At 66.3% G+C, this 23676-nt stretch carries 21 protein-coding genes; 16 read left to right on the top strand and 5 right to left on the bottom strand.

Annotated elements, in window-relative coordinates:
• From JZZ72_RS25320 to accC, 4 genes are all read left to right on the top strand, one after another.
• Window positions 1-289 (top strand): thioredoxin family protein (locus JZZ72_RS25320; RefSeq protein WP_210015342.1); only part of this gene is annotated, 289 nt, incomplete at its 5' end.
• Between the two features lie 172 nt (window positions 290-461).
• Window positions 462-914: a type II 3-dehydroquinate dehydratase gene (gene aroQ / locus JZZ72_RS25315; protein WP_043860461.1), complete on the top strand. Its 453-nt coding sequence runs from the start codon at window positions 462-464 to the stop codon at window positions 912-914.
• Window positions 915-1005: 91 nt separating this feature from the next.
• Window positions 1006-1464, top strand: coding sequence for an acetyl-CoA carboxylase biotin carboxyl carrier protein (gene accB / locus JZZ72_RS25310; RefSeq protein WP_043860462.1), 459 nt, complete (start codon window positions 1006-1008; stop codon window positions 1462-1464).
• Window positions 1465-1481: 17 nt separating this feature from the next.
• Window positions 1482-2837, top strand: a complete 1356-nt coding sequence (gene accC, locus JZZ72_RS25305) for an acetyl-CoA carboxylase biotin carboxylase subunit (RefSeq protein ID WP_043860463.1) — start codon at window positions 1482-1484, stop codon at window positions 2835-2837.
• A 137-nt stretch (window positions 2838-2974) separates the two neighbouring features.
• Here accC and JZZ72_RS25300 read toward each other — a convergent pair whose 3' ends face one another.
• Complete coding sequence (locus tag JZZ72_RS25300; RefSeq protein WP_104572966.1) at window positions 2975-4840, bottom strand: sigma-54-dependent Fis family transcriptional regulator; 1866 nt, start codon at window positions 4838-4840, stop codon at window positions 2975-2977.
• Window positions 4841-5108: 268 nt separating this feature from the next.
• Here JZZ72_RS25300 and JZZ72_RS25295 point away from each other — a divergent pair, with 268 nt between their 5' ends.
• From JZZ72_RS25295 to JZZ72_RS25240, 12 genes are all read left to right on the top strand, one after another.
• Window positions 5109-6167, top strand: coding sequence for an ATP-NAD kinase family protein (locus JZZ72_RS25295; protein WP_043860465.1), 1059 nt, complete (start codon window positions 5109-5111; stop codon window positions 6165-6167).
• 22 nt (window positions 6168-6189) lie between these two features.
• Window positions 6190-7167, top strand: a complete 978-nt coding sequence (locus tag JZZ72_RS25290; RefSeq protein ID WP_043860466.1) for a thiamine pyrophosphate-dependent dehydrogenase E1 component subunit alpha — start codon at window positions 6190-6192, stop codon at window positions 7165-7167.
• Window positions 7168-7206: 39 nt separating this feature from the next.
• On the top strand, window positions 7207-8226 hold the full coding sequence (locus JZZ72_RS25285; RefSeq protein WP_210015341.1) for an alpha-ketoacid dehydrogenase subunit beta: 1020 nt from the start codon (window positions 7207-7209) through the stop codon (window positions 8224-8226).
• Complete coding sequence (locus JZZ72_RS25280) at window positions 8223-9329, top strand: acetoin dehydrogenase dihydrolipoyllysine-residue acetyltransferase subunit (protein WP_078481548.1); 1107 nt, start codon at window positions 8223-8225, stop codon at window positions 9327-9329. The genes JZZ72_RS25285 and JZZ72_RS25280 overlap by 4 nt, the downstream gene beginning before the upstream one ends.
• 224 nt (window positions 9330-9553) lie before the next feature.
• Window positions 9554-10432 carry a 50S ribosomal protein L11 methyltransferase gene (gene prmA / locus JZZ72_RS25275; RefSeq protein WP_043860469.1) on the top strand — a complete coding sequence of 293 codons (879 nt, stop codon included), beginning with the start codon at window positions 9554-9556 and terminating at the stop codon, window positions 10430-10432.
• A gap of 40 nt (window positions 10433-10472) precedes the next feature.
• Window positions 10473-11804 (top strand): DUF3426 domain-containing protein, encoded by a 1332-nt coding sequence (locus JZZ72_RS25270; protein WP_210015340.1) that lies wholly within the window; start codon window positions 10473-10475, stop codon window positions 11802-11804.
• A gap of 207 nt (window positions 11805-12011) precedes the next feature.
• Window positions 12012-13025, top strand: coding sequence for a tRNA dihydrouridine synthase DusB (gene dusB, locus JZZ72_RS25265; RefSeq protein ID WP_043860471.1), 1014 nt, complete (start codon window positions 12012-12014; stop codon window positions 13023-13025).
• A complete protein-coding gene (fis, locus tag JZZ72_RS25260) occupies window positions 13022-13342 on the top strand; it encodes a DNA-binding transcriptional regulator Fis (protein ID WP_003186237.1) in 321 nt (106 codons plus the stop codon). Before dusB ends, fis begins: the two co-directional genes overlap by 4 nt.
• A gap of 82 nt (window positions 13343-13424) precedes the next feature.
• The gene (gene purH / locus JZZ72_RS25255; protein ID WP_123753279.1) at window positions 13425-15032 is read left to right on the top strand and encodes a bifunctional phosphoribosylaminoimidazolecarboxamide formyltransferase/IMP cyclohydrolase; all 1608 of its coding nucleotides are present in this window, start codon (window positions 13425-13427) and stop codon (window positions 15030-15032) included.
• A 123-nt stretch (window positions 15033-15155) separates the two neighbouring features.
• Window positions 15156-16451 carry a phosphoribosylamine--glycine ligase gene (gene purD / locus JZZ72_RS25250; protein ID WP_043860473.1) on the top strand — a complete coding sequence of 432 codons (1296 nt, stop codon included), beginning with the start codon at window positions 15156-15158 and terminating at the stop codon, window positions 16449-16451.
• A gap of 92 nt (window positions 16452-16543) precedes the next feature.
• On the top strand, window positions 16544-19321 hold the full coding sequence (locus JZZ72_RS25245) for a hybrid sensor histidine kinase/response regulator (protein ID WP_210015339.1): 2778 nt from the start codon (window positions 16544-16546) through the stop codon (window positions 19319-19321).
• Window positions 19322-19360: 39 nt separating this feature from the next.
• Window positions 19361-19957 (top strand): MarC family protein, encoded by a 597-nt coding sequence (locus JZZ72_RS25240; protein WP_043860475.1) that lies wholly within the window; start codon window positions 19361-19363, stop codon window positions 19955-19957.
• Between the two features lie 3 nt (window positions 19958-19960).
• Here the strand turns inward: JZZ72_RS25240 and JZZ72_RS25235 are convergent, their stop codons facing one another.
• The 4 genes from JZZ72_RS25235 to cobJ form a co-directional block, all read right to left on the bottom strand.
• Entirely contained in the window at window positions 19961-20614 is a 654-nt protein-coding gene (locus JZZ72_RS25235; protein ID WP_210015338.1) for a hypothetical protein, read from the bottom strand.
• Window positions 20601-21326, bottom strand: a complete 726-nt coding sequence (locus JZZ72_RS25230; protein ID WP_116052617.1) for a hypothetical protein — start codon at window positions 21324-21326, stop codon at window positions 20601-20603. Before JZZ72_RS25230 ends, JZZ72_RS25235 begins: the two co-directional genes overlap by 14 nt.
• Before the next feature lie 55 nt (window positions 21327-21381).
• The gene (locus tag JZZ72_RS25225; RefSeq protein ID WP_058541565.1) at window positions 21382-22173 is read right to left on the bottom strand and encodes a hypothetical protein; all 792 of its coding nucleotides are present in this window, start codon (window positions 22171-22173) and stop codon (window positions 21382-21384) included.
• A gap of 128 nt (window positions 22174-22301) precedes the next feature.
• The coding region (gene cobJ / locus JZZ72_RS25220) for a precorrin-3B C(17)-methyltransferase (protein ID WP_210015337.1) at window positions 22302-23676 on the bottom strand (1375 nt) is incomplete at its 5' end.

Here is a 23676-nt window from a genome sequence, read left to right as displayed (position 1 = left end):
CTGGTACGCCGACTGGTGCATCAGTTGCAAGGTGATCGAGCATGACGTGCTCGGCAATCCGGCCGTGCAGGCGCAACTGCAGGGCTACCGCCTGGTACGGTTCGACATCACCCAAAGCAACGCCGAGCAACGCGCGCTGCTGGACCGCTACCAGCTGTTCGGCCCGCCGGGCTTCCTGGTGTTTGCCGCGAACGGCAGCGAAAAAACCGACAGCAGGGTGATAGGCGAGGTAAAAGCCGGCGAATTTGCCGAACACCTGGCGCGCATTCGCAACGAAGTGGGTCTATAACTGCTGGGGCCGCTTGAAAAGCGCCACGGATGACCGAAACTGGCAAGATAGTCATAAATTTCGCGCGAATCTCGGTCATCGTGCTGGCTATTGCAGGTAACTGGACAGTGCTCGGCAGTTTGCGGCATAGTCGCCGCGCTACGTTTTTGCCCGACAATAAAAGGAACCGCAGATGGCAACGCTACTGGTGCTGCATGGCCCCAACCTGAACCTGCTAGGCACCCGCGAACCGGGCGTCTACGGGGCCGTGACCCTGGCCCAGATCAACCAGGACCTGGAGCAGCGTGCACGCGCCGCCGGCCACCATCTGCAATACCTGCAAAGCAATGCCGAGTACGAACTGATCGATCGCATCCACGCCGCACGCAACGAAGGGGTGGACTTCATCCTGATCAATCCGGCGGCTTTCACGCACACAAGCGTCGCATTACGTGACGCATTGCTGGCGGTGAGCATCCCATTCATCGAAGTGCATCTGTCCAACGTGCACAAGCGCGAGCCGTTTCGCCACCACTCCTACTTTTCAGACGTCGCCGTAGGGGTGATCTGCGGCCTGGGCGCCACCGGCTATCGCCTGGCCCTGGAGTCCGCCCTGGAACACCTGGCAGCGCACGCCAAACCCTGAATAACCGAAGCCTGGCCGCAGGCCGGGCCGTGTACGAACGTTAACATTCACGTTTATACGACCCTGACCGACCCTTGGGAGTTGATGATTAATGGATATCCGTAAAGTCAAGAAACTGATCGAACTGCTGGAAGAGTCTGGCATCGACGAGCTGGAGATCAAGGAAGGCGAAGAGTCCGTCCGTATCAGCCGCCACAGCAAGACCCCGGCCCAGCAGTACTACGCGCCAGCCCCGATGGCTGCCGCACCGGCCGCCGCCCCTGTGGCCGCCGCTGCCCCGGCTGCCGCCGAAGCGCCAGCCGCGCCGAAGCTCAACGGCACCGTGGCCCGCTCGCCAATGGTCGGTACCTTCTACCGCAAAGCCTCGCCTACCTCGCCTGCCTTCGTCGAAGTCGGCCAGACCGTGAAGAAAGGCGACACCCTGTGCATCGTCGAAGCCATGAAAATGATGAACCACATCGAAGCTGAAACCAGCGGTGTGATCGAATCCATTCTGGTAGAAGACGGCCAGCCGGTTGAGTACGACCAGCCGCTGTTCACCATCGTTTGAACCGCGGAGAACCAACGATGCCAGCCAAGTTGGAAAAAGTCCTGATCGCCAACCGCGGGGAAATTGCCCTGCGGATCCTGCGCGCCTGCAAAGAGATGGGCATCAAGACCGTCGCCGTGCACTCCACCGCCGACCGCGAGCTGATGCACCTGGGCCTGGCCGACGAATCGGTATGCATTGGCCCGGCTTCGGCCACCCACTCCTACCTGCACATCCCGGCGATCATCGCAGCCGCTGAAGTGACCGGCGCCACCGCCATTCACCCAGGCTACGGTTTCCTCGCGGAAAACGCCGATTTCGCCGAGCAGGTCGAGAACTCCGGCTTCGCCTTCATCGGCCCCAAGGCCGACACCATCCGCCTGATGGGCGACAAGGTGTCGGCCAAGGACGCGATGATCAAGGCCGGCGTACCGACCGTTCCGGGTTCCGACGGCCCGCTGCCGGAAGACGAGGAAGAAGCCCTGCGCATCGGCCGTGAAGTCGGCTACCCGGTGATCATCAAGGCCGCCGGTGGCGGTGGTGGTCGCGGCATGCGCGTGGTGCACAAGGAAGAGGACCTGATCGCCTCGGCCAAGCTGACCCGCAGCGAAGCCGGCGCCGCCTTCGGCAACCCGATGGTGTACCTGGAGAAGTTCCTGACCAACCCGCGTCACGTGGAAGTCCAGGTACTGTCCGACGGCCAGGGCAACGCCGTGCACCTGGGTGACCGCGACTGCTCGCTGCAGCGCCGCCACCAGAAGGTGCTGGAAGAAGCGCCAGCCCCGGGTATCGACGAAAAGGCCCGCCAGGAAGTCTTCGCCCGCTGCGTCAAGGCGTGCATCGACATCGGCTACCGTGGTGCCGGCACCTTCGAGTTCCTCTACGAGAACGGCGCGTTCTACTTCATCGAAATGAACACCCGTGTTCAGGTGGAGCACCCGGTTTCGGAGATGGTCACCGGTATCGACATCGTCAAGGAGATGCTCAGCATCGCCGCTGGCAACAAGCTGTCGTTCACCCAGGATGACGTGGTGATTCGCGGTCACTCGCTGGAGTGCCGGATCAACGCCGAAGACCCGAAGAAGTTCATTCCGAGCCCGGGTACCGTCAAGCATTTCCACGCACCGGGCGGCAACGGCGTTCGCGTCGATTCGCACCTGTACAGTGGCTATGCGGTACCGCCGAACTACGACTCGCTGATCGGCAAGCTGATCACCTACGGCAAGGACCGTGACGAAGCCATGGCGCGCATGCGCAATGCGCTGGACGAGATCGTCGTCGACGGCATCAAGACCAACATCCCGCTGCACCGCGAACTGGTGCGCGATGAAGGTTTCTGCAAAGGTGGCGTGAACATTCACTACCTGGAACACAAGCTCGCCAACGACGAGTGATGCAGGTGTGATGTGAAAAAGACCCCGGCCTGGTGCCGGGGTCTTTTTTTTGTGTTGCCTTCTTCGCCGGCAAGGCCGGCTCCTACAGGGGAACGTCGAATCTGTAGGAGCCGGCCTTGCCGGCGAAGGCGTGCCGCCTAATGCTGACCCATGCGCGGCATCTCGATGCCATGCGCATGCACCCGCCGGTACAAGGTGGCCCGCGAAATACCCAGCGCCTTGGCCGCCTCCCCCGGTTTCCAGCGATGGCGTACCAGCGCCTCCAGCAGCACCTGGCGCTGCGGGCTCATGCTGGCCTGCACCTGGCCCTGCACCTGCGCCCCGCGCACATCCGCCGGCAGGTCCTGCAACTGCAGCGTGCCACCGGCGCACACCGCGCAGGCGTAACGCAGCACCTGGCGCAACTGGCGCAGGTTACCCGGCCAGCGATACCCCAGCAGGCACTCCAGCGCTGCCTCGCTCAAGCCCACGTCCACCCCGCAACCGGCCGCCTCCTCGGCCAGCAAGCGGTTGATCAAGGCCAGCCGGTCACTGCGCTCGCGCAGCGGCGGCAGCTCGAAGCGCGCATTGGCCAGACGAAAGTACAGGTCTTCGCGAAAGCGCCCGTCGGCCACCCGCGCCGCCAGGTCGCGGTGCGTGGCGCAGATCACCTGGATATCCACACGCTCGCGCCTGGCCGCACCCAGCGGCGCCACCTCGCCTTCGGCCAGCACCCGCAGCAGGCGGGTCTGCAAGGCCAGCGGCATGTCGCCGATCTCGTCGAGAAACAGCGTGCCGCCATCGGCCTGCTGCAGCAGCCCGCGCATGCCCTTGCTGGAGGCCCCGGTAAACGCCCCGGCCACATAGCCGAACAGTTCGCTCTCGATCAGGCTCTCGGGAATCGCCGCGCAGTTGAGCGCCACGAACGGCTTGCCGGCCCGCGCGCTGCGTTCATGCAGCTGGCGCGCGAACACCTCCTTGCCCGCACCGGTCTCGCCCACCACCAGCACCGCCAGGTTGCAGTTCTTGACCCGCACCGCCAGGCGCAGGCTTTCCTCCACCCGTGCATCCACCCCGCCCGGCACCGGCACCACCCGCGCCGGACGCTGTGGCGAGCTGACCCGCACATGCAGCGCATCGCCATCGGCGCGCCAGCTCAGGCGCTGGGCCGACTCGTCGGTCACCGCGCGCAACTGGTCCAGGTCGAACAGCTGGCCGATATGCGCCGGCAGCTCGCCGTAGCGCGAGAGCAATGCCGAGCGCGCCAGGCTGTTGAGCGCCTGCAGGCGTCCGTCGGCATCCCAGGCCAGCAGAAAGTCCGGCTGGCTGTCCACATACCCCGGCGCGCTGTGCGCCCGCAACACCCAATGCGCCTGGGCGTTGTGCATGAAAAACGCGTTCTCGATCTCCCGCGCGGTCTGCACCACCAGTTGGCGGATCAGGTGCTGGCTGCGCCGGTCGTCCGGCGACTGCAGCGCCGACACGTCGACCACCCCCAGCAGCTTGCCCTGCGGGTCGAACACCGGCGCCGCCGAGCAGGTCAGGCCGATGAACGCGGCGCGAAAGTGATCGCGCTTGTGCACCGTGACCGGCACCTGGCTGGTCAGTACCGCCGCCACCCCGCAGGTGCCCTCCTCGCCTTCCGACCAGCAGGTGCCCAGGTACAGGCCGGCCTTGCGGCAGTCGTTGCGCAGCGCGGCGTCGACGCGGTAGTCGATGGTGCGACCCTGCGCGTCGGTCAGCAGCACGCAGTAGTCGGCACCGCGCACCCGCTCGTGCAGGCGCGCCACCGCATCGCTGGCAATGCGCATGAACAGCTCGGCGCGTTCGCGGCATTCGTTTAGCAGGGTTTGCGACAGGATGCGCGGCCCTTGCTGCGAGGAAGGGTCGAGGCGGTGCTGCTCCATCGAGCGGCGCCAGGAGTCGAGGATCAACGGCGGTACCGGCGCCTGGGGCTGGCGGTCGGCATTCTTGAGCACACGGCTGACACAGTCGACGTGGGCTCTGGAGTTCGCGGCAAGCATGGGGCCTCCGGTTCTCGTGTTCTTGTCGTTATGCGGCCCATTAAGCGCCGTTTGCCAGGCCCCGACAAGCACCGCCTGGGCAAGCGGCGCCGTGAGACGCAGCGTCTCGGCGTCTCGCCGCGGCGCTGCCCGCACTGCAACGCAGCGTCTTGCCGACACCCCGCGAGTACGCCCTTGGAATGCTGCGCAAAGGCTCTGGATCAAGCCTTTCACCCAACCTGGCACCACCCTTGCTCCAGCCCTGGTACACAAGAACCAGAGGTGCGCCATGAGCCATCCCGCCCCCACCGTGGGCATCATCGTCAACCCGGCCTCGGGCCGCGACCTGCGCAGGCTTACCGCCAGCGCCGGCCTGTACTCCAGCACCGACAAGGCCTCGGCCGTGCAACGCCTGCTGGCCGCCTTCGCCGCCACCGGCATCCGGCGCGTGCTGCTGCCGCCGGACATGACCGGCATCGCCGCCGCCGTGCTCAAGGCCAGCAACGGCCCGCAGGCCGCCGGCCAGCGCTGGCCGCAACTGGACATCCTCGACATGCCGCTGCGCCAGACCGTGGAGGACACCCGCCTGGCCGCGCGCCAGATGCTCGCCCGCGGGGTCGCACTGATCGCCGTGCTCGGCGGCGACGGCACCCATAAGGCGGTGGCCGCCGAGGTCGGCGACATTCCGCTGCTGACCCTTTCCACCGGTACCAACAACGCCTTCCCCGAATTGCGCGAGGCCACCAGCGCCGGGCTGGCCGGCGGGCTGTTTGCCGCCGGGCGCATCCCGGCCCAGGTGGGCCTGCGCCGCAACAAGCGCCTGCTGGTGCGCGACCCGGCGCGGGAGCTGTGCGAATGGGCGCTGGTGGAAGTCGCGGTGTCGCCGCAGCGCTTCATCGGCGCCCGCGCCCTGAGCCGCGCCGAAGACCTTGCCGAAGTCTTCGCCACCTTCGCCGAACCCCACGCCATCGGCCTCTCGGCGCTGTGCGGGCTGTGGTGCCCGGTGTCGCGCCACGCCGCCGAAGGGGCCTGGGTGCGTCTGAACGGCCAGGCCGAACAGGCGCTGCTGGCGCCGCTGGCCCCTGGCCTGGTGCAAGGCTGCGGCATCACGGCCGCCGGCCCGCTGGCACCGGGCGTCGCCTACTCCCTGAGCCTGTCCAGCGGCACCCTGGCGCTGGACGGCGAGCGCGAGATCGAGTTCAGCGAGCACGACCGCCCCACCGTCACCCTCGACGCCCACGGCCCCCTGAGCATCGACGTGGAGGCCGTACTGGCCTTCGCAGCCCGCCATCGCCTGCTGGCGGTAGGCCGCGAACACCCGCAACACCCTGCGCACCCTCAGTGCTGAGACAACCCTGGAGAACAACAAGATGTCCACTCACCTGAACACCGAGCAACTCCTGCATGCCTACCGGGTCATGCGCACCATCCGCGCCTTCGAAGAGCGCCTGCACATCGAGTTCGCCACCGGCGAGATCCCAGGCTTCGTGCACCTGTATGCCGGCGAAGAGGCGTCGGCCGCCGGGGTCATGGCGCACCTGCGCGACAGCGACTGCATCGCCTCCAACCACCGCGGCCACGGCCACTGCATCGCCAAGGGCGTGGACGTGCACGGCATGATGGCCGAGATCTACGGCAAGAAGACCGGCGTGTGCGGCGGCAAGGGCGGCTCGATGCATATCGCCGACCTGGAAAAGGGCATGCTCGGCGCCAACGGCATCGTCGGCGCCGGCGCGCCCCTGGTGGCCGGCGCTGCCCTGGCGGCCAAGCTCAAGGGCACCGATGACGTGGCCGTGGTGTTCTTCGGCGACGGCGGCTCCAACGAGGGTGCGGTGTTCGAGGCCATGAACCTGGCCGCGATCATGAACCTGCCGTGCATCTTCGTGGCCGAGAACAACGGCTACGCCGAGGCCACCGCCTCCAACTGGTCGGTGGCGTGCGACCACATCGCCGACCGCGCCGCCGGCTTCGGCATGCCCGGGGTGACCATCGACGGCTACGACTTCTTTGCCGTGCACGAGGCGGCCGGCGCCGCCATCGAGCGTGCCCGCAGCGGCCAGGGCCCGTCGCTGGTGGAGGTCAAGCTGACCCGCTACTACGGCCACTTCGAAGGCGACGCGCAAACCTACCGCGCCCCGGACGAGGTGAAGAACCTGCGCGAAACCCGCGACTGCCTGATGCAGTTCCGCCAGCGCACCACCCGCGCCGGGCTGCTCGGCGACGCCCAACTGGACCTGGTGGATGCCCAGGTCGAGGACCTGATCGAAGACGCCGTGCGCCGCGCCAAGTCCGACCCCAAGCCCCAGCCTGCCGACCTGCTCAGCGACGTGTACGTCGCCTACCCCTGAGCACGCTGCCCTTACAACAAGAACAATCGGAGAATCATCATGGCGAGAAAAATCAGCTACCAGCAGGCCATCAACGAAGCCCTGGCCCAGGAAATGCGCCGCGACCCCACGGTGTTCATCATTGGCGAAGACGTCGCCGGCGGTGCCGGTGCACCGGGCGAGAATGACGCCTGGGGCGGTGTGCTCGGCGTCACCAAGGGTCTTTACGGGCAGTTCCCCGGCCGCGTACTGGACGCGCCGCTATCGGAAATCGGCTATGTGGGCGCAGCGGTCGGCGCCGCCACCCAGGGCCTGCGCCCGGTGTGCGAACTGATGTTCGTCGACTTTGCCGGCTGCTGCCTGGACCAGATCCTCAACCAGGCAGCCAAGTTTCGCTACATGTACGGCGGCAAGGCGGTCACCCCGCTGGTGATGCGCACCATGGTCGGCGCCGGCCTGCGCGCCGCCGCCCAGCACTCGCAGATGCTCACCTCGCTGTGGACCCACATCCCGGGCCTGAAGGTGGTGTGCCCGTCGTCGCCGTATGACGCCAAGGGCCTGCTGATCCAGGCGATCCGCGACAACGACCCGGTGATCTTCTGCGAGCACAAGCTGCTCTACAGCCTGCAGGGCGAAGTGCCGGAAGAGGTCTACACCGTGCCGTTCGGCGAGGCCAACTTCTTGCGTGACGGCGACGACATCACCCTGGTGACCTACGGGCGCATGGTCCACCTGGCCATGGAGGCGGCGGCCAACCTGGCGCGCCAGGGCATCGACTGCGAGGTACTCGACCTGCGCACCACCAGCCCGATGGATGAAGACAGCATTCTCGAAAGCGTGGAAAAGACCGGCCGCCTGGTGGTGATCGACGAAGCCAACCCGCGCTGCTCGATGGCCACCGACATCAGTGCGCTGGTGGCGCAGAAAGCCTTCGGCGCACTCAAGGGCTCGATCGAGATGGTCACTGCGCCGCACACCCCGGTGCCGTTCTCCGACGCGCTGGAAGACCTCTACATCCCCACCGCCGCCAAGATCGAGGCTGCTGTGCACACAGTGATGAAAGGGAGGAACGCGGCATGAGCCAGATCCATACCCTGACCATGCCCAAGTGGGGCCTGTCGATGACCGAGGGGCGCATCGACACCTGGCTCAAGCAGGAAGGCGAGCACATCAGCAAGGGCGACGAGGTGCTGGACGTGGAGACCGACAAGATCTCCAGCAGCGTCGAGGCCCCGTTCAGCGGCGTGCTGCGCCGTCAGATCGCCAGGCCCGACGAGACCCTGGCAGTGGGGGCGCTGCTGGCCGTGGTGGTCGAGGGCGAGGCCAGCGACGCGCAGATCGATGCGGTGGTGCAGCGCTTTCAGGCCGATTTCGTGCCCGGTGACGGCGCCGAGCAGGACAGCGGCCCGGCGCCGCAGAAAGTCGAGCTGGGCGGGCACCGGGTGCGCTACTTCGACCTCGGCGAAGGCGGTACGCCGCTGGTGTTGATCCACGGCTTCTGCGGCGACCTGAACAACTGGATGTTCAACCACCCGGCGCTGGCCGCCGAGCGCCGGGTGATCGCCCTCGACCTGCCCGGGCATGGCGAGTCGGGCAAGCACCTGCAACGCGGCGACCTGGATGAGCTGAGCCAGAGCGTGCTGGCCCTGCTCGATCACCTGGACCTGGGGCGCGTGCACCTGGCCGGGCACTCCATGGGTGGTGCGGTGGCCTTGAACCTGGCGCGGCTGGCACCTGCGCGGGTGCAGTCGCTGAGCCTGATCGCCAGCGCCGGGCTGGGGCGCGAGATCAATGGCGGCTACCTGCAGGGCATCGTTGCGGCGGCCAACCGCAACGCCCTGAAGCCGCAGATGACGCAGCTGTTCTCCGACCCCGGGCTGGTGACCCGGCAGATGCTCGAGGACATGCTCAGGTTCAAGCGCCTGGAGGGGGTGGACGAGGCCCTGCGACAACTGGCCGACGCACTGGCCAGCGACGGCGTGCAGCGTCACGACCTGCGCCCGGTGGTGGCGCAGCAGCCGACGCTGGTGCTGTGGGGCAGCGATGACGCGATCATCCCGGCCACCCATGTGGACGGCCTGCCAGCCGAGGTGGCGATACTGCCGGGCCAGGGGCACATGGTGCAGTTGGAAGCGGCCGAGCAGGTCAATGCGCGACTGCTGGCGTTTTTGCGCGGGCACTGACCAGCACCGGTTTGTGTCTCGAGGGCTGCTCTGCAGCCCGATCGCGGGTCAAGCCCGCTCCCACAGGGATCACTGCCGTCTCTGTGGGAGCGGGCTTGACCCGCGATCACGCCAGTACAGACACTGCAGCGCCCCCGATACAAACCCCTCGCACTCAAGTAAACTGGCGCGCTTCGCGCAGTCCCCAGCGGCTGCCCTCCACGAATTACCCAAAGGTGCCCGCCATGCCCTGGCTGCAAGTACGTCTGGCCATCAGCCCGGAACAAGCCGAAACCTACGAAGATGCCCTGCTCGAAGTCGGCGCCGTCTCCGTCACCTTCATGGACGCCGAAGACCAGCCGATCTTCGAACCGGACCTCAACACTACCCCGCTGTGGTCGCACACCCACCTGCTGGCCCTGTTCGAAGCCGACGCCGAACCCGAGGCAGTGTTTGCCCACCTGCAACTGCTGACCGGGGCCGCCCTGCCCGAGCACCAGGCCGAAGTGATCGAAGACCAGGACTGGGAACGCAGCTGGATGGACAACTTCCAGCCCATGCGCTTCGGCCAGCGCCTGTGGATCGTGCCCAGCTGGCACGCCGCCCCCGAGCCGGACGCCGTCAACCTGCTGCTCGACCCAGGCCTGGCGTTCGGCACCGGCACCCACCCGACCACCGCCCTGTGCCTGGAATGGCTCGACGGCCAGGACCTGAACGGCACTGAAGTACTCGACTTCGGCTGCGGCTCAGGCATCCTCGCCATCGCCGCGCTGCTGCTGGGCGCACGCAAGGCGGTGGGCACCGACATCGACGTGCAGGCCATCGAGGCCTCGCGCGACAATGCCGGGCGCAACGGCATCGCCGACGCGCTGTTCGACCTGTACCTGCCCCAGGACATGCCGGCCATGCAGGCCGACGTGCTGGTGGCCAACATCCTCGCCGGCCCGCTGGTCTCGCTGGCCCCGCAGTTGTCCGGCCTGGTACGCCCCGGCGGCCTGCTGGCGCTGTCGGGCATCCTCGCCGAACAGGGCGATGAAGTGGCCGCCGCCTACGCCAAGGACTTCGACCTGGACCCGATCGCCGTGCGCGATGGCTGGGTACGCATCAGTGGTCGCCGGCGCTAACTGCGCCTAGACTACAACTCTGCACAACCCGGACCGCCGCATGACCGACAGTTTCGTCACCCAGTGCCCGCATTGCCAGACCAGCTTTCGCGTCAGCCACACTCAATTGAGTGTGGCCCGCGGGGTAGTGCGCTGCGGCAATTGCCTGCAGGTATTCAACGCCGCCAAGCAACTGCTGGAGCAGAGTGCAGCGCAACAGGCGCTGCAGGTGGCCCCCGCGCTGCCGCCGGCAACGCCGTTGCCTGCGCCGGTGGCCGAAACCGAACATGCACCGCAGCCAGCGCCGTCGGCCCCCGCGCCGATCAGCCAGCGCGAATGGACGGCCAGCGCGCTGGACGTCGACCTCGACCAACTGGACCTCGACCAGGAACTCGCCCGCCTGGAGCAACGCGAAATCCAGCCGATCAGCGAGTTCAAGCGCAGCCAGGCTGAAGACTTCGACCTGGCGCCACGCCGCGAGGACAGCCTCAGCGCCCAGCGCGACGGCCCGGACGACACCTCGTACACCGACAGCCTGTTCAGCAGCCCGGCCGACGAACGCGAAGCCCAGGCAACGCCGCAGCCGCCGCTGGTCGACGAACCCGTCCCGGCTACCGTGGCGCTGCCGGGCGAGCGCACCGAACCCTCGCTGTCGCTGGACCTGGACGGCCTGGATGACGAGCCCCCGCTGCGCGAGCAGCCCCTCCACGACCCCGACGTGGTGGCCGAGCACCTGTCGGCACGCGACCCGGGCGATGAGCCCGACGCGCCGGACCCGGCGTTCGACGACGCCCCGAATACCCGCCACGAACCCGACCTTGGCCCGATGGCCGCACGCTCGCCGCGCAAGCCGGCGCTGGTCGACATCGTCGACGACCCGCTGCAGCTCGACTGGCAGAAGCCGCGCAGCCACTGGGGCCGGCGCCTGCTGTGGGCGCTGCTGACTCTGCTGGCAGGCGCGGCACTGGCTGGCCAGTACATCGCCTATCACTTCGACGAACTGGCCCGCCAGGACCAGTACCGCCCCTGGTTCCAGCAGCTGTGCCCGCAACTGGGCTGCGAAGTGCCTTCCAAGGTCGACATCGCCCGCATCAAGAGCAGCAACCTGGTGGTCCGCAGCCACCCGGACTTTGCCGGCGCGTTGATCGTGGACGCGATCATCTACAATCGTGCGCCCTTCTCGCAGCCATTCCCGCTGCTGGAGCTGCGGTTTGCCGACCTCAACGGCCAACTGATCGCCAGCCGTCGCTTCAAGCCCGGCGAGTACCTGAGCGGCGAGCTGGCCGGCAAGGCCGAAATGCCCAGCCAGACCCCGATCCACATCGCCCTGGACATCCTCGATCCGGGCCCGAAGGCGGTCAACTACAGCCTGAGCTTCCGCTCGCCGGAGTAAACCCAGCGACCAGCGGCAAGCTTCAGGCGGCAAGAGAAAAGCGCGGTATCACGCCACTCCTGCTTTTGGCTGGGGCTTGAAGCTTGTCGCTTGCCGCTCAAACTGTTCATATTTTATCCAGATCGACCTTTATCCGGTCACCGAGAGCGGGTATCATGCCCACCCTTTTTCGAACTCTAAGATCGGCCCCCACAACAGGGAACTCCTATGTCGGCGGTACGCATCGGCCCATACACACTGCAGAACGCCCTGATCCTTGCCCCGATGGCCGGGGTCACGGACCAGCCTTTTCGTCAGCTGTGCCGACGAATGGGCGCAGGCCTGGTGGTGTCCGAAATGGTCAGCAGCGACATGAGCCTGTGGAACAGCCGCAAGTCGCGCCTGCGCATGATTCACGATGGCGATCCCGAGCCCCGCTCGGTGCAGATCGCCGGCGGTGACGCGCAGATGCTCGCGGCCGCGGCCCGGGCCAATGTCGAGGCCGGCGCGCAGATCATCGATATCAACATGGGCTGCCCGGCAAAAAAAGTCTGCAACAAAGCTGCAGGCTCTGCTTTATTGAAGGATGAAGTGCTGGTCAACGAGATCCTCCAGGCGGTGGTCGCCGCCGTGGACGTACCCGTTACCCTCAAGATCCGCACCGGCTGGGACCGGGACAACAAGAATGGCCTGACCGTGGCGAAGATCGCCGAGCAGGCAGGCATTCAGGCACTGGCCGTACATGGCCGCACCCGTGCCGACCTGTACACCGGCGACGCCGAGTACGACACCATCGCCGCCATCAAGCAGGCGGTGTCGATACCGGTATTTGCCAATGGCGACATCACGTCGCCGCAAAAGGCCCGACAGGTGCTCGACGCCACCGGCGCCGACGGCCTGCTGATCGGCCGCGCCGCCCAGGGGCGGCCGTGGATCTTTCGCGAGGTCGAGCACTACCTGCGCACCGGCGAGCTGTTGCCGGCACCGCAGTTGGCTGAAGTGGAACGAATTCTGCTGGAGCACCTGGCCGCGCTGCACGCCTTCTATGGCGATGTGATGGGTGTGCGTATCGCCCGCAAGCATGTGGGCTGGTACCTGGCAACGTTACCGGGCGCCAGGGAGTTTCGCGCCCGCTTCAATGGTTTGGAAGAAACACACGCGCAGTGCGCCGACGTTCGCGAGTTTTTCCGCGAACGTGAACAGAGCCTTGAGACAGAGGACGGACAAGGGGTGGCCGCATGACGATGATGACCGAGACTTTAGTGAGTGGAACAACGCCCGTGAGCGACAACGTCAACCTGAAACAGCACCTGAACACCCCGAGCGAAGAGGGCCAGACCCTTCGCGGGAGCGTGGAGAAGGCGCTGCACAACTACTTTGCGCACCTCGAGGGCGCTGCTGTCACGGACGTGTACAACCTGGTGCTCTCTGAAGTCGAGGCACCCTTGCTCGAAAGCGTGATGAACTACGTCAAGGGCAACCAGACCAAGGCCAGCGAGCTGCTGGGGCTCAACCGGGGCACCTTGCGCAAGAAGCTCAAGCAGTACGATCTGCTGTAACAACGAATCCACACCAGAAAAGGCGGCTCCCATTCGATGAGGTCGCCTTTTTTGCTGACTCCACCGCGTTATGGAATCTGAAATGACCGACCAGACTACCCGCCTGCCGATCCGCCGCGCCTTGATCAGCGTTTCCGACAAGACCGGAATCCTCGAATTCGCCCGTGAGCTGCAACAGCTCGGCGTCGAGATCCTGTCCACCGGTGGCACCTTCAAGTTGCTCCAGGACAATGGCGTCGCCGCGGTGGAAGTTGCCGACTACACCGGCTTTGCCGAAATGATGGACGGCCGGGTCAAGACCCTGCACCCCAAGATCCACGGTGGCATCCTCGGCCGTCGCGGTACCGATGACGCCATCATGGCCGAGCACGGGATCAAGCCGATCGACCTGGTCGCCGTCAACCTGTACCCCTTCGAAGCCACCATCTCCAAGCCGGGCTGCGACCTGCCGACCGCCATCGAGAACATCGACATCGGCGGCCCGACCATGGTTCGCTCGGCGGCCAAGAACCACAAGGACGTGGCCATCGTGGTCAACGCCAGCGACTACGGCCAGGTACTCGAGAGCCTCAAGGCCGGTGGCCTGACCTACGCCCAGCGCTTCGACCTGATGCTCAAGGCGTTCGAGCACACCGCCGCCTACGACGGCATGATCGCCAACTACATGGGCACCGTGAACCAGGCGGCCGACACCCTGAGCACCGAAGACCGCAGCCAGTTCCCGCGCACCTTCAACAGCCAGTTCGTCAAGGCCCAGGAAATGCGCTACGGCGAGAACCCGCACCAGAGCGCGGCGTTCTACGTCGAGGCCAAGCCGAGCGAGGCCGGCATCGCCACCGCCACCCAGCTGCAGGGCAAGGAGCTGTCGTACAACAACGTGGCCGACACCGACGCCGCGCTGGAATGCGTCAAGAGCTTCGTCAAGCCGGCCTGCGTGATCGTCAAGCACGCCAACCCGTGCGGCGTGGCCGTCAGCCCGGACGCCGAGGGCGGCATCCGCCAGGCCTACGAGCTGGCCTACGCCACCGATACCGAATCAGCTTTCGGCGGCATCATCGCGTTCAACCGCGAGCTGGATGCCGAAACCGCCAAGGCCATCGTCGAGCGTCAGTTCGTCGAAGTGATCATCGCCCCGAGCGTGAGCGAAGAAGCCCGCGCCGTGGTGGCCGCCAAGGCCAACGTGCGCCTGCTGGCGTGCGGCCAGTGGTCGGCCGAGCGTGCCGCTGCCTGGGACTACAAGCGCGTCACCGGCGGCCTGCTGGTACAGAGCCGCGACATCGGCATGATCACCGAGGGCGACCTGAAGGTGGTGACCAAGCGTGCGCCGACCGAGCAGGAAATCCACGACCTGATCTTCGCCTGGAAAGTGGCCAAGTACGTCAAGTCCAACGCCATCGTCTACGCCAAGAACCGCCAGACCATCGGTGTCGGCGCCGGTCAGATGAGCCGCGTGAACTCGGCGCGCATCGCCGCGATCAAGGCCGAGCATGCCGGCCTGCAGGTACAGGGTGCGGTCATGGCCTCGGATGCGTTCTTCCCGTTCCGCGACGGTATCGACAACGCGGCCAAGGTGGGTATCACTGCGGTGATCCAGCCGGGCGGTTCGATGCGTGATGCCGAGGTGATTGCCGCGGCCGACGAAGCCGGCATCGCGATGGTGTTCACCGGCATGCGCCACTTCCGTCACTGATCCACTGCGTGTAGGAGCCGGCGTTGCCGGCGAATGGGCCCGCCCGGTCAACGCGGTGCGACCTTCGCCGGCAACGCCGGCTCCTACAGTTACTCTCCGAATTAGCGTCATCGAGGTTTTGACATGAACGTTTTGATCATCGGTAGCGGCGGCCGCGAACACGCCCTGGCCTGGAAAGTTGCCCAGGACCCTCGCGTCGAGACTGTCTTCGTCGCCCCCGGCAACGCCGGCACCGCCACCGAAGCCAAGTGCAAGAACGTCGACATCGACGTCACCGCCCTGGACCAACTGGCCGACTTCGCCGAGAAGAACGTCGCCCTGACCATCGTCGGCCCCGAGGGCCCGTTGGTGGCCGGCGTGGTCGACCTGTTCCGCAGCCGCGGCCTGGACTGCTTCGGCCCCACCAAGGGCGCGGCGCAGCTGGAAGGCTCCAAGGCCTTCACCAAGGACTTTCTGGCCCGTCACAAGATTCCGACCGCCGACTACCAGAACTTCACCGAAGTGGAGCCGGCCCTGGCCTACCTGCGCGAAAAAGGCGCACCGATCGTGATCAAGGCCGACGGCCTGGCCGCGGGCAAGGGCGTGATCGTCGCCATGACCCTGGCTGAAGCCGAGGACGCGGTACGCGACATGCTCGCCGGCAATGCGTTCGGCGACGCCGGTTCGCGCGTGGTCATCGAAGAGTTCCTCGACGGCGAGGAAGCCAGCTTCATCGTCATGGTCGACGGGCAGAACGTGCTGCCGATGGCCACCAGCCAGGACCACAAGCGCGTCGGCAACGCCGACACCGGCCCCAACACCGGCGGCATGGGCGCCTACTCGCCAGCCCCGGTGGTCACTGCCGAAGTCCACCAGCGCGTGATGGACCAGGTGATCTGGCCGACCGTCAACGGCATGGCTGCCGAAGGCAACGTGTACACCGGCTTCCTGTATGCCGGGCTGATGATCGACAAGGCCGGCAACCCCAAGGTCATCGAGTTCAACTGCCGCTTCGGCGACCCGGAAACCCAGCCGGTGATGCTGCGCCTGGAATCGAGCCTGGTACTGCTGATCGAAGCGGCGTTCGCCAAGGCCCTGAACAAGGTCGAAGCGCAGTGGAACCCGCAGCCGAGCCTGGGCGTTGTACTGGCCGCCGGCGGCTACCCGGGCGACTACGCCAAGGGCGCACCGATCAGCGGCCTGGACGCCGCAGCCAAGCTCACCGGCAAGGTGTTCCATGCCGGTACCGCCCTCAAGGACGGCCAGGTGGTCACCAGCGGTGGTCGCGTACTGTGTGCCACTGCCCTGGGTGAGACCGTCGAAGCCGCTCAGCAGCAGGCCTACCGCCTGGCCGCCGAAATCGAGTGGGACGGCAGTTTCTACCGCACCGACATCGGCTACCGCGCCATCGCCCGTGAACGTGGCGAGCACCAGGAGTAAGCTGACACGGCAAGGCTCCAAAGGGGCCTTGCCTTCGGCTTGGCACGCCGCGCATAGTTGCAAACCGGCATTTGGCTAGGAAGGGATATCTCGTGCGTTGGCTCAGGATTGCCATTGGACTCACCGTCAGCCTGCTGACTCTGCTCTGCCTGTTCCCGGCCACGGCCGATTCGGGCAGTGGGTGGTCGGTATTGCTCGACGATCAGGCCAACCTGCAACTGAGCGACATCCGTTCCGAGCGTTACCGTAACCAGTTCAGTCCCATCGAGCTCAACCAGCTCGATGCCGCCGAGCCCCAGCAGGCGCTCTGGCTGCATTACCACCTGCCCCCACACCAGCCCGAACAGGTACTGCGCCTGTTCGCCCCGGACCTGTCCCACCTGAACCTGTATGTGGTCGACGGCGCCCGGCTGATCGAGCAGTCCCACAACGGCCGCCCGGACACCAACGGCCCGGTGAGCCTGACCACCAACGATCACCTGCTGGCGGTGCCGAGCAGCGACCAGGCCCAGGACCTCTACCTGCGGCTGGTCTCCGAGCACCAGCTGCGGCCCGGCATCAGCCTGATGCCCGCCGTGAGCGCCGCCGCCGACCAGCGCCAGCCACTGCTGTTCGGGTTGCTGTTCGGCTGCATGGGCATGCTGATCCTGCACAACCTGGTGCGCTTCGGCTATTCGCGCTCCACCAGCAGCCTGTGGCTGGCCGGCTACCACAGCCTGATGCTGCTCAGCGCGCTGATCCTGCTCAACCTGAGCGGGCCGTGGAACCTCTGGCAGACCTCGCAGACCCCGGCCGCCTACCTCACCGCCCTGCTCGCCAGCCTCTGCGGGCTGGCCTTCACCCTGCGCTTCTTCGCCCCCCTGCAGCAGCCGCGCCTGGCCCGCCTGCTGCAAGGCGAGATCCTGCTGATCGCCATCGGCGGCCTGTTGCTGCTGTTCGTCGACACCTTGCCGTTGAACCTGGCCACCTACGCGCTGGTGGCCCTGGCCAGCCTGAGCATGCTGATCACGGCCGTTTGCCACTGGGTGCGCGGCTTCGCCCCGGCGCGCCTGCTCAGCCTGGCCATGCTGGTGTTCAACCTGGGCTGCCTGGTGGTGCTGCCGGCGCTGCTGGGCCTTACCCGCACCCCCACCGAATGGCTGCTGTTCATTCTGCTGGGGTTCACCGCCTTCACCGGCCTTCTGCTCAACATGGCCCTGGGCGAGCGCCTGCGCAGCATCAGCGAGGCGCGCTTCAGCGCCAGCCGCGAACTGGCCGCCAGCACCGCCGAAATCAACGCCAAGGCAGAGTTTCTGGCACGCATCAGCCACGAGATCCGCACCCCGATGAACGGTGTGCTGGGCATGACCGAACTGCTGCTGGGCACCCCGCTGTCGGTCAAGCAGCGCGACTATGTGCAGACCATCCACAGTGCCGGCAACGAGCTGCTGACCCTGATCAACGAGATCCTCGACATCTCCAAGCTCGAGTCCGGCCAGATCGAGCTGGATGACGTGCAGTTCGATCTCAACGCCCTGATCGAGGACTGCCTGAGCATCTTCAGGGCCAAGGCCGAACAGCAGAACATCGAACTGATCAGCTTCACCCAGCCACAGGTGCCGCGGGTCATCAGCGGTGACCCCACGCGCCTGCGCCAGGCCCTGCTGAGCCTGCTGGAAAACGCCCTGAAAAAGACCGAGCAGGGCGAGATCCTGCTGGTGGTGGCACTGGACCAGCGCGGCAGCAGCCCGCGCCTGCGCCTGGCCGTGCAGGACAGCGGCGAACCGATCCCGCCCAGCGAGCGCGAGGCACTGCTGCAGGCCGAGTTGCACAGCGAGCACGTGCTGTCGAGCAACAAGCTCGGCGGCCTGCTGGGCCTGGTGATCGCCAAGCAACTGATCGCCCTGATGCAGGGCGAGTTCGGCATCAAGACCAGCCACAACCAGGGCAACACCCTGTGGATGACCCTGCCGCTGGACCCGCAGCGCCTCGAACAGCCCGCCGCCGACCTCGACGGCCCGCTGCGCGATGCCCGGGTGCTGGTAGTGGACGACAACGACACCTGCCGCAAGGTGCTGGTGCAGCAGTGCAGCGCCTGGGGCATGAACGTGAGCGCCGTGCCCTCGGGCAAGGAAGCCCTGGCCCTGCTGCGCACCAAGGCGCATCTGCGCGACTACTTCGATGCCGTGCTGCTCGACCAGAACATGCCCGGCATGACCGGCATGCAACTGGCCGCCAAGATCAAGGAAGATCCGAGCCTGAACCACGACATCCTGATCATCATGCTCACCGGCATCACCAATGCGCCGAGCAAGGTCATCGCCCGCAACGCCGGGGTCAAGCGCATCCTGGCCAAGCCCGTGGCCGGCTACACTCTCAAGACCACCCTGGCCGAAGAGCTGGCCCAGCGCAGCAAGGGCCAGATGCTCGGCATGCAGCCGCCCAGCCTGGCCACCCCGCTGGACGTGCCCGCCGACTTCCGCATCCTGGTGGCCGAAGACAACAACATCTCCACCAAGGTGATCCGCGGCATGCTCGGCAAGCTCAACCTGGAGCCCGACACCGCCAGCAACGGCGAGGAAGCCCTGCAGGCCATGAAGGCGCAGCGCTACGACCTGGTGCTGATGGACTGCGAGATGCCGGTGCTGGACGGCTTCTCGGCCACCCAGCAGCTGCGCGCCTGGGAGGCGGTCAGCCTGCGCCCGCGCACGCCGGTGGTGGCGCTGACCGCGCACATCCTGGCCGAGCACAAGGAGCGCGCACGCCAGGCCGGCATGGACGGGCACATGGCCAAGCCGGTGGAGCTGTCGCAACTGCGCGAACTGATCGAATACTGGGTGGCCCACCGCAAGCCCCACGAGCAGCCCGACAACGCGCCCGTCCCCCACTGATACACTTGCCCAACGCCCCCTTTGCCGCGAGCCCACGCCATGCTCCATGAGTTGTTCAGCGTCTACCTGAAGATGCTCGTGCTCTACAGCCCGTTCTTCGTCCTGTCCTGCTTCATCAGCCTGACCCGCGGCCACTCCAGCAAGGAGCGCAAGCAGCTGGCCTGGCGCGTGGCGCTGGCGGTACTGATCGCCAGCGTGCTGCTGTACCTGTTCGGGCGGGCAATCTTCGGCATCTTCGGCATCACCCCCGACGCGTTTCGCATCGGCGCCGGCAGCGTGCTGTTCATCTCGGCGCTGGGCATGGCCCAGGGCAAGTCGGCGGTCAACACCGACAACGTGCAGCAGGACGTGACCATCGTGCCGTTGACCATCCCGCTGACCGTCGGCCCCGGCACCATCGGTGCGCTGCTGGTGATGGGCGTCAGCCAGCCGCACTGGGACGACAAGCTGCTGGCCATCGTGAGTATCGCCCTGGCCAGCTTCACCGTTGGCCTGGTGCTGTTTCTGTCGCACCGCATCGAACGGCTGCTTGGCGACCAGGGCCTGCAGATCGTCAGCCGGCTGATGGGCCTGTTCGTGTGCGCCCTGGCGGCGCAGATCATCTTCACCGGGATCAAGGGCTACCTGGTGCTCTAGCCCCTACCGGTCCAGGAAGAAACCTTCCGAGAGTGCCCGGGTCTGGGCCAGTACGAACGTGCGATGGCTCGCGTACGCCTGGCGATCGAACAGGTAGCAGCCACCATGGGGCGTCAGGGTCACGTAGCGCCGGTAGGTATCGGTCAGAAAGCCGTGTTCGACGTCCACTTCAAAGCGCATCACCAGCCCGCAGAAACACAGCATGGGCTGGTTGCGTCGATCGGTGAAACAGGGCGTGACCTTGCAGTGCATGGCCTTCTCCACGTCGCGCCTGGGCATGGCCGAAGACTCGAAGTGGCGCCGGGCCTTGGTCTCCAGGTCGAGGTCGCGCAGCGACTGGCTGATCACCTGGTGAAACAGCACCTCGGCGTCCCGCTGTACCACCGTGACCTCGAAGGCACGCACCTGCGCCAGGTCGTGGGCAGCCGTGGACACCGACGACAGAAAGCTGATCAGGCGGCAACCATGCCGGAGCAGGCAGGCATGGTGGAACTCATTCCAGGCCTGCGGCGAGGCATGCTGGCCAACCGCTTTGCTGGCGTACATCTCGGCGTACACCATCAGGTCCATCATGTCCTGCATGTCGGCAGGGTCCATGCCATCACCGAACGACACCCGGTTGTCGCCGATCACCTGCGAACGTTCAGTGGAGGTCATGGGTGCCCCCTTGTAGCGAGCCGTCGGCCTTGGCCTTGGCCTGCGGCACCACCCGCCTGAGCACAACGGCATCGTCCTCCAGGGCTGCCACCGTCATCTCGCGCAGTCGCGCATACCGCGCAACCGACAACTGCTTGTGGCTGTAGAAGAACAGCGCGTCGCCCGGGCTGTCGACCCCGCAGAACGTCTGGTGCAGAAAGTCCTGCTGAAGCGGCACCACCAGCGCCAGGCTCACAAACAGGCTGAACACCTGGTCTGGCGCAGTACACGCACTGAGCTGGAAGTTGATCGCCGTGCGCTGGCTGGCCTGGGTGTGCGCGAGCACCTGGGCACGAAACAGCTGGCGCGCCGGGTGCTCGTAGGCCAGTTCGCAAATCTGCTCCAGCATGCCGGTCATCTGCCGCACGATGGCCGCAGGCAACTTCTTCTTCAGGTGCCTGGTCACCAGCGCGACGATGCTCAGGTCATCCAGGCCGGCGAACCTGGACACATCGGACTGCACGGTCTGGGTGCTCCACATGAGCTGGCCCAGGCCGTCCACATTGCGCTTGAACCAGGCCCGGGGGTTGGCGGTGACCAGGCCGTCCTGGTTGGCCGACACCTGCGCCAGCAAGTGGGAGTTCAATACATCATCCCTGTCCGGTGCGCTCAACCCGCCGGGAAATGAAATCAGCTGCGCACCATTGACCCATGTCTCGTACTGCATTGCCATGCCTCGACTCCTTGAGGATAGCGGCACCGGCGCCTTGACACCGGTGCCGGTAGAATTACTTCTTCTTGATTTTCCTGAAGAAGTTATCCGAGGAAATACCCATGTAGTCGTGGATGTCGTCTTTGTTGCGCTGATAGACACGTTCGTTCCAGTTGACCATGGTGGCCACCTGAGTGATGTCCATGGTTTCGTTGTCCCACTTCCAGAACAGTGCGCCGCCCTTGTCGGTACGCTTGTTGTATTCAAGCCCGATGAACAGTGTCACGGCTTCGCCGTTATCCGTTTCAAGGCACGGCAGAATGCGGCAACTGTCCTTGCTCGCGCCGGTGCTGTTGTTGTTGAACAGGGTGATCATGTCCTCGTCGCCCTTGAGCTTGTCGAGGGCCCTGGAAACCAGCGGGATCATGGCGGCTGCGTTGCCACCGGCCACCGAGGCGACGATTTCCAGCACCACGCTGTCCATGGTGATGTCGCGCTTGCTGGTGTTGTAGCTCTGACGGTCCGAACTGGTCATGAACCAGCCGGCGTGCAGCATGGCCTCCCGGTAGGCTGCCAGCCATTGCAGGGGCTGCTCCTGGATACTGCCCGAGGTGTTGGCCACCATCTCGGCGAACAGGGTGGCGTCCTTGGCCATCTGGCGCTTGTCCGCCGACAGCTTGTCGGCAAAGGTCAGAATCGTCGGGCCTTCGCTGGTCATCAGTGCCACTTCGCCCGCTTCGTCATCGAGCCCTTCACTGGCCAGCAGCCCGCGCATGGACAGCGGCGAATGCTGAAGATCCGGTACTTCCAGGTTGCTGAAGAATTCAGCGCTTTTTTCCGCGCAGGGAAACACAGTCGAGTTATCCATAACATCATCCTTGTTCAGTTTTGGTTTGCCGCGGCACAGCCAGGCCACTGCAAACTATCACCGGGCCTGCATGAAAAAAGGTGCGCCCGTTTCCAGGCGCACCTTTCTTTCCCTACGAGACCCTGTGGCTATCCAGGGCGGCCGGCGCCATACCAACGCGGCGTGTACACCCACTCGCCACCGTCGGCACGCGCGAAGGTGCAGGTGGTGGACGACCCCACCAGCACCATGGTGCGCATGTCCACCTGCTCTGGCGTCAGCTCGCCCAGGGTCAGGGTGCGCAGGGTCTGGCCGGGGCGGCCGATGTCACGGCCCAGCACCACCGGGGTGGCTGGCGTTCGGTGCTGGCGCACGATCTCCAGGGCACGCCCCAGCTGCCAGGGCCGCGAGCGCGAGATCGGGTTGTAGAAGGCCAGCGCCAGGTCGGCCTGGCAGGCGAGGTCCAGGCGTTTCTCGATGATGTCCCAGGGCTTGAGGTTGTCCGACAGCGACAGCACGCAGAAGTCATGCCCCAGCGGCGCACCGGCCTGCGCGGCGGTGGCCAGCGAGGCCGAGACGCCCGGCAGCATCTGCAGCTCGACGCTGTGCCACTGCGGGTCCGTCGACTCGTGCAAGGCTTCGAGCACCGCCGCTGCCATGGCGAACACGCCCGGGTCGCCCGACGACACCACCACCACCGAGCGGCCTTGCGCGGCCAGCTCGAAGGCATGCCGTGCGCGCTGCATTTCTTCGCGGTTGTCGGTGCAGTGCAGCACCTGATCGGCGCGGAACGGGCCGGCCATGCGCACATAGGTTTCATAACCCAGCACGTCATTGGCGCGTGCCAGCTCGGCCTTGACCGCCGGCACCATCAGGTCGGCGGCGCCCGGGCCCAGGCCGATCACCGCCAGGCGGCCACGGGCGCGCCCGATCCGTTGCGGGTCGATCGGCTGGCCGGCCACCGCAATCGCCACGCCCTCGCCTGCGCACTGCGGCGCCAGCAACTGCGGCCAGGCCTGCGCGGCCAGCTCGGCAACACTGCCGGCGGCCGGGGCGAAGCGCAACGGCACGCCCAGCTCGGCCGCTGCCGCGTGCAACGCCGGGCTGGCCATCTCGCTGTCGGCCGCCAGCAGGCAGGCCAATGCCGGCTCGGCGATCTTCGCGCGGTGCAGCGCCGCACGCACCGCCGCGGCCAGCTCCGGCACCTGGGCACTCACGGCCACCAGCACGCAGCGCGGGTAGATCACCAGCTCGTTGGCGTCGGCCTCACGTGCATCGCAGCCCACGTGAATGGCCAGCTGCGCCTGCTCGCTCTGCGGCAGTTGCGCCTGTTCCAGCCACGGCGCGGCGCCATCGATGCGCACGCTTTCATCGGCCAGCAGGTCGGACACGAAACGCTTGCCCAGCTCCAGGTCGGCCAGCGCATAACCACTGGGCGGGTTGAGCAGGCAGGTGCCGAAGCGCAGCTCGCCGCTGGTGGTGATGGCCGGCGCCACGCCGAGGCCGGCGGCGATCTCGCGGGCC

The sequence above is a fragment of the Pseudomonas palmensis genome (assembly GCF_017848315.1).
Classification (GTDB): Bacteria; Pseudomonadota; Gammaproteobacteria; order Pseudomonadales; family Pseudomonadaceae; genus Aquipseudomonas; species Aquipseudomonas palmensis.
The sequence above is the reverse complement of the archived record's forward strand: the minus strand, read 5'-3'. Positions and strand labels throughout refer to the sequence as shown.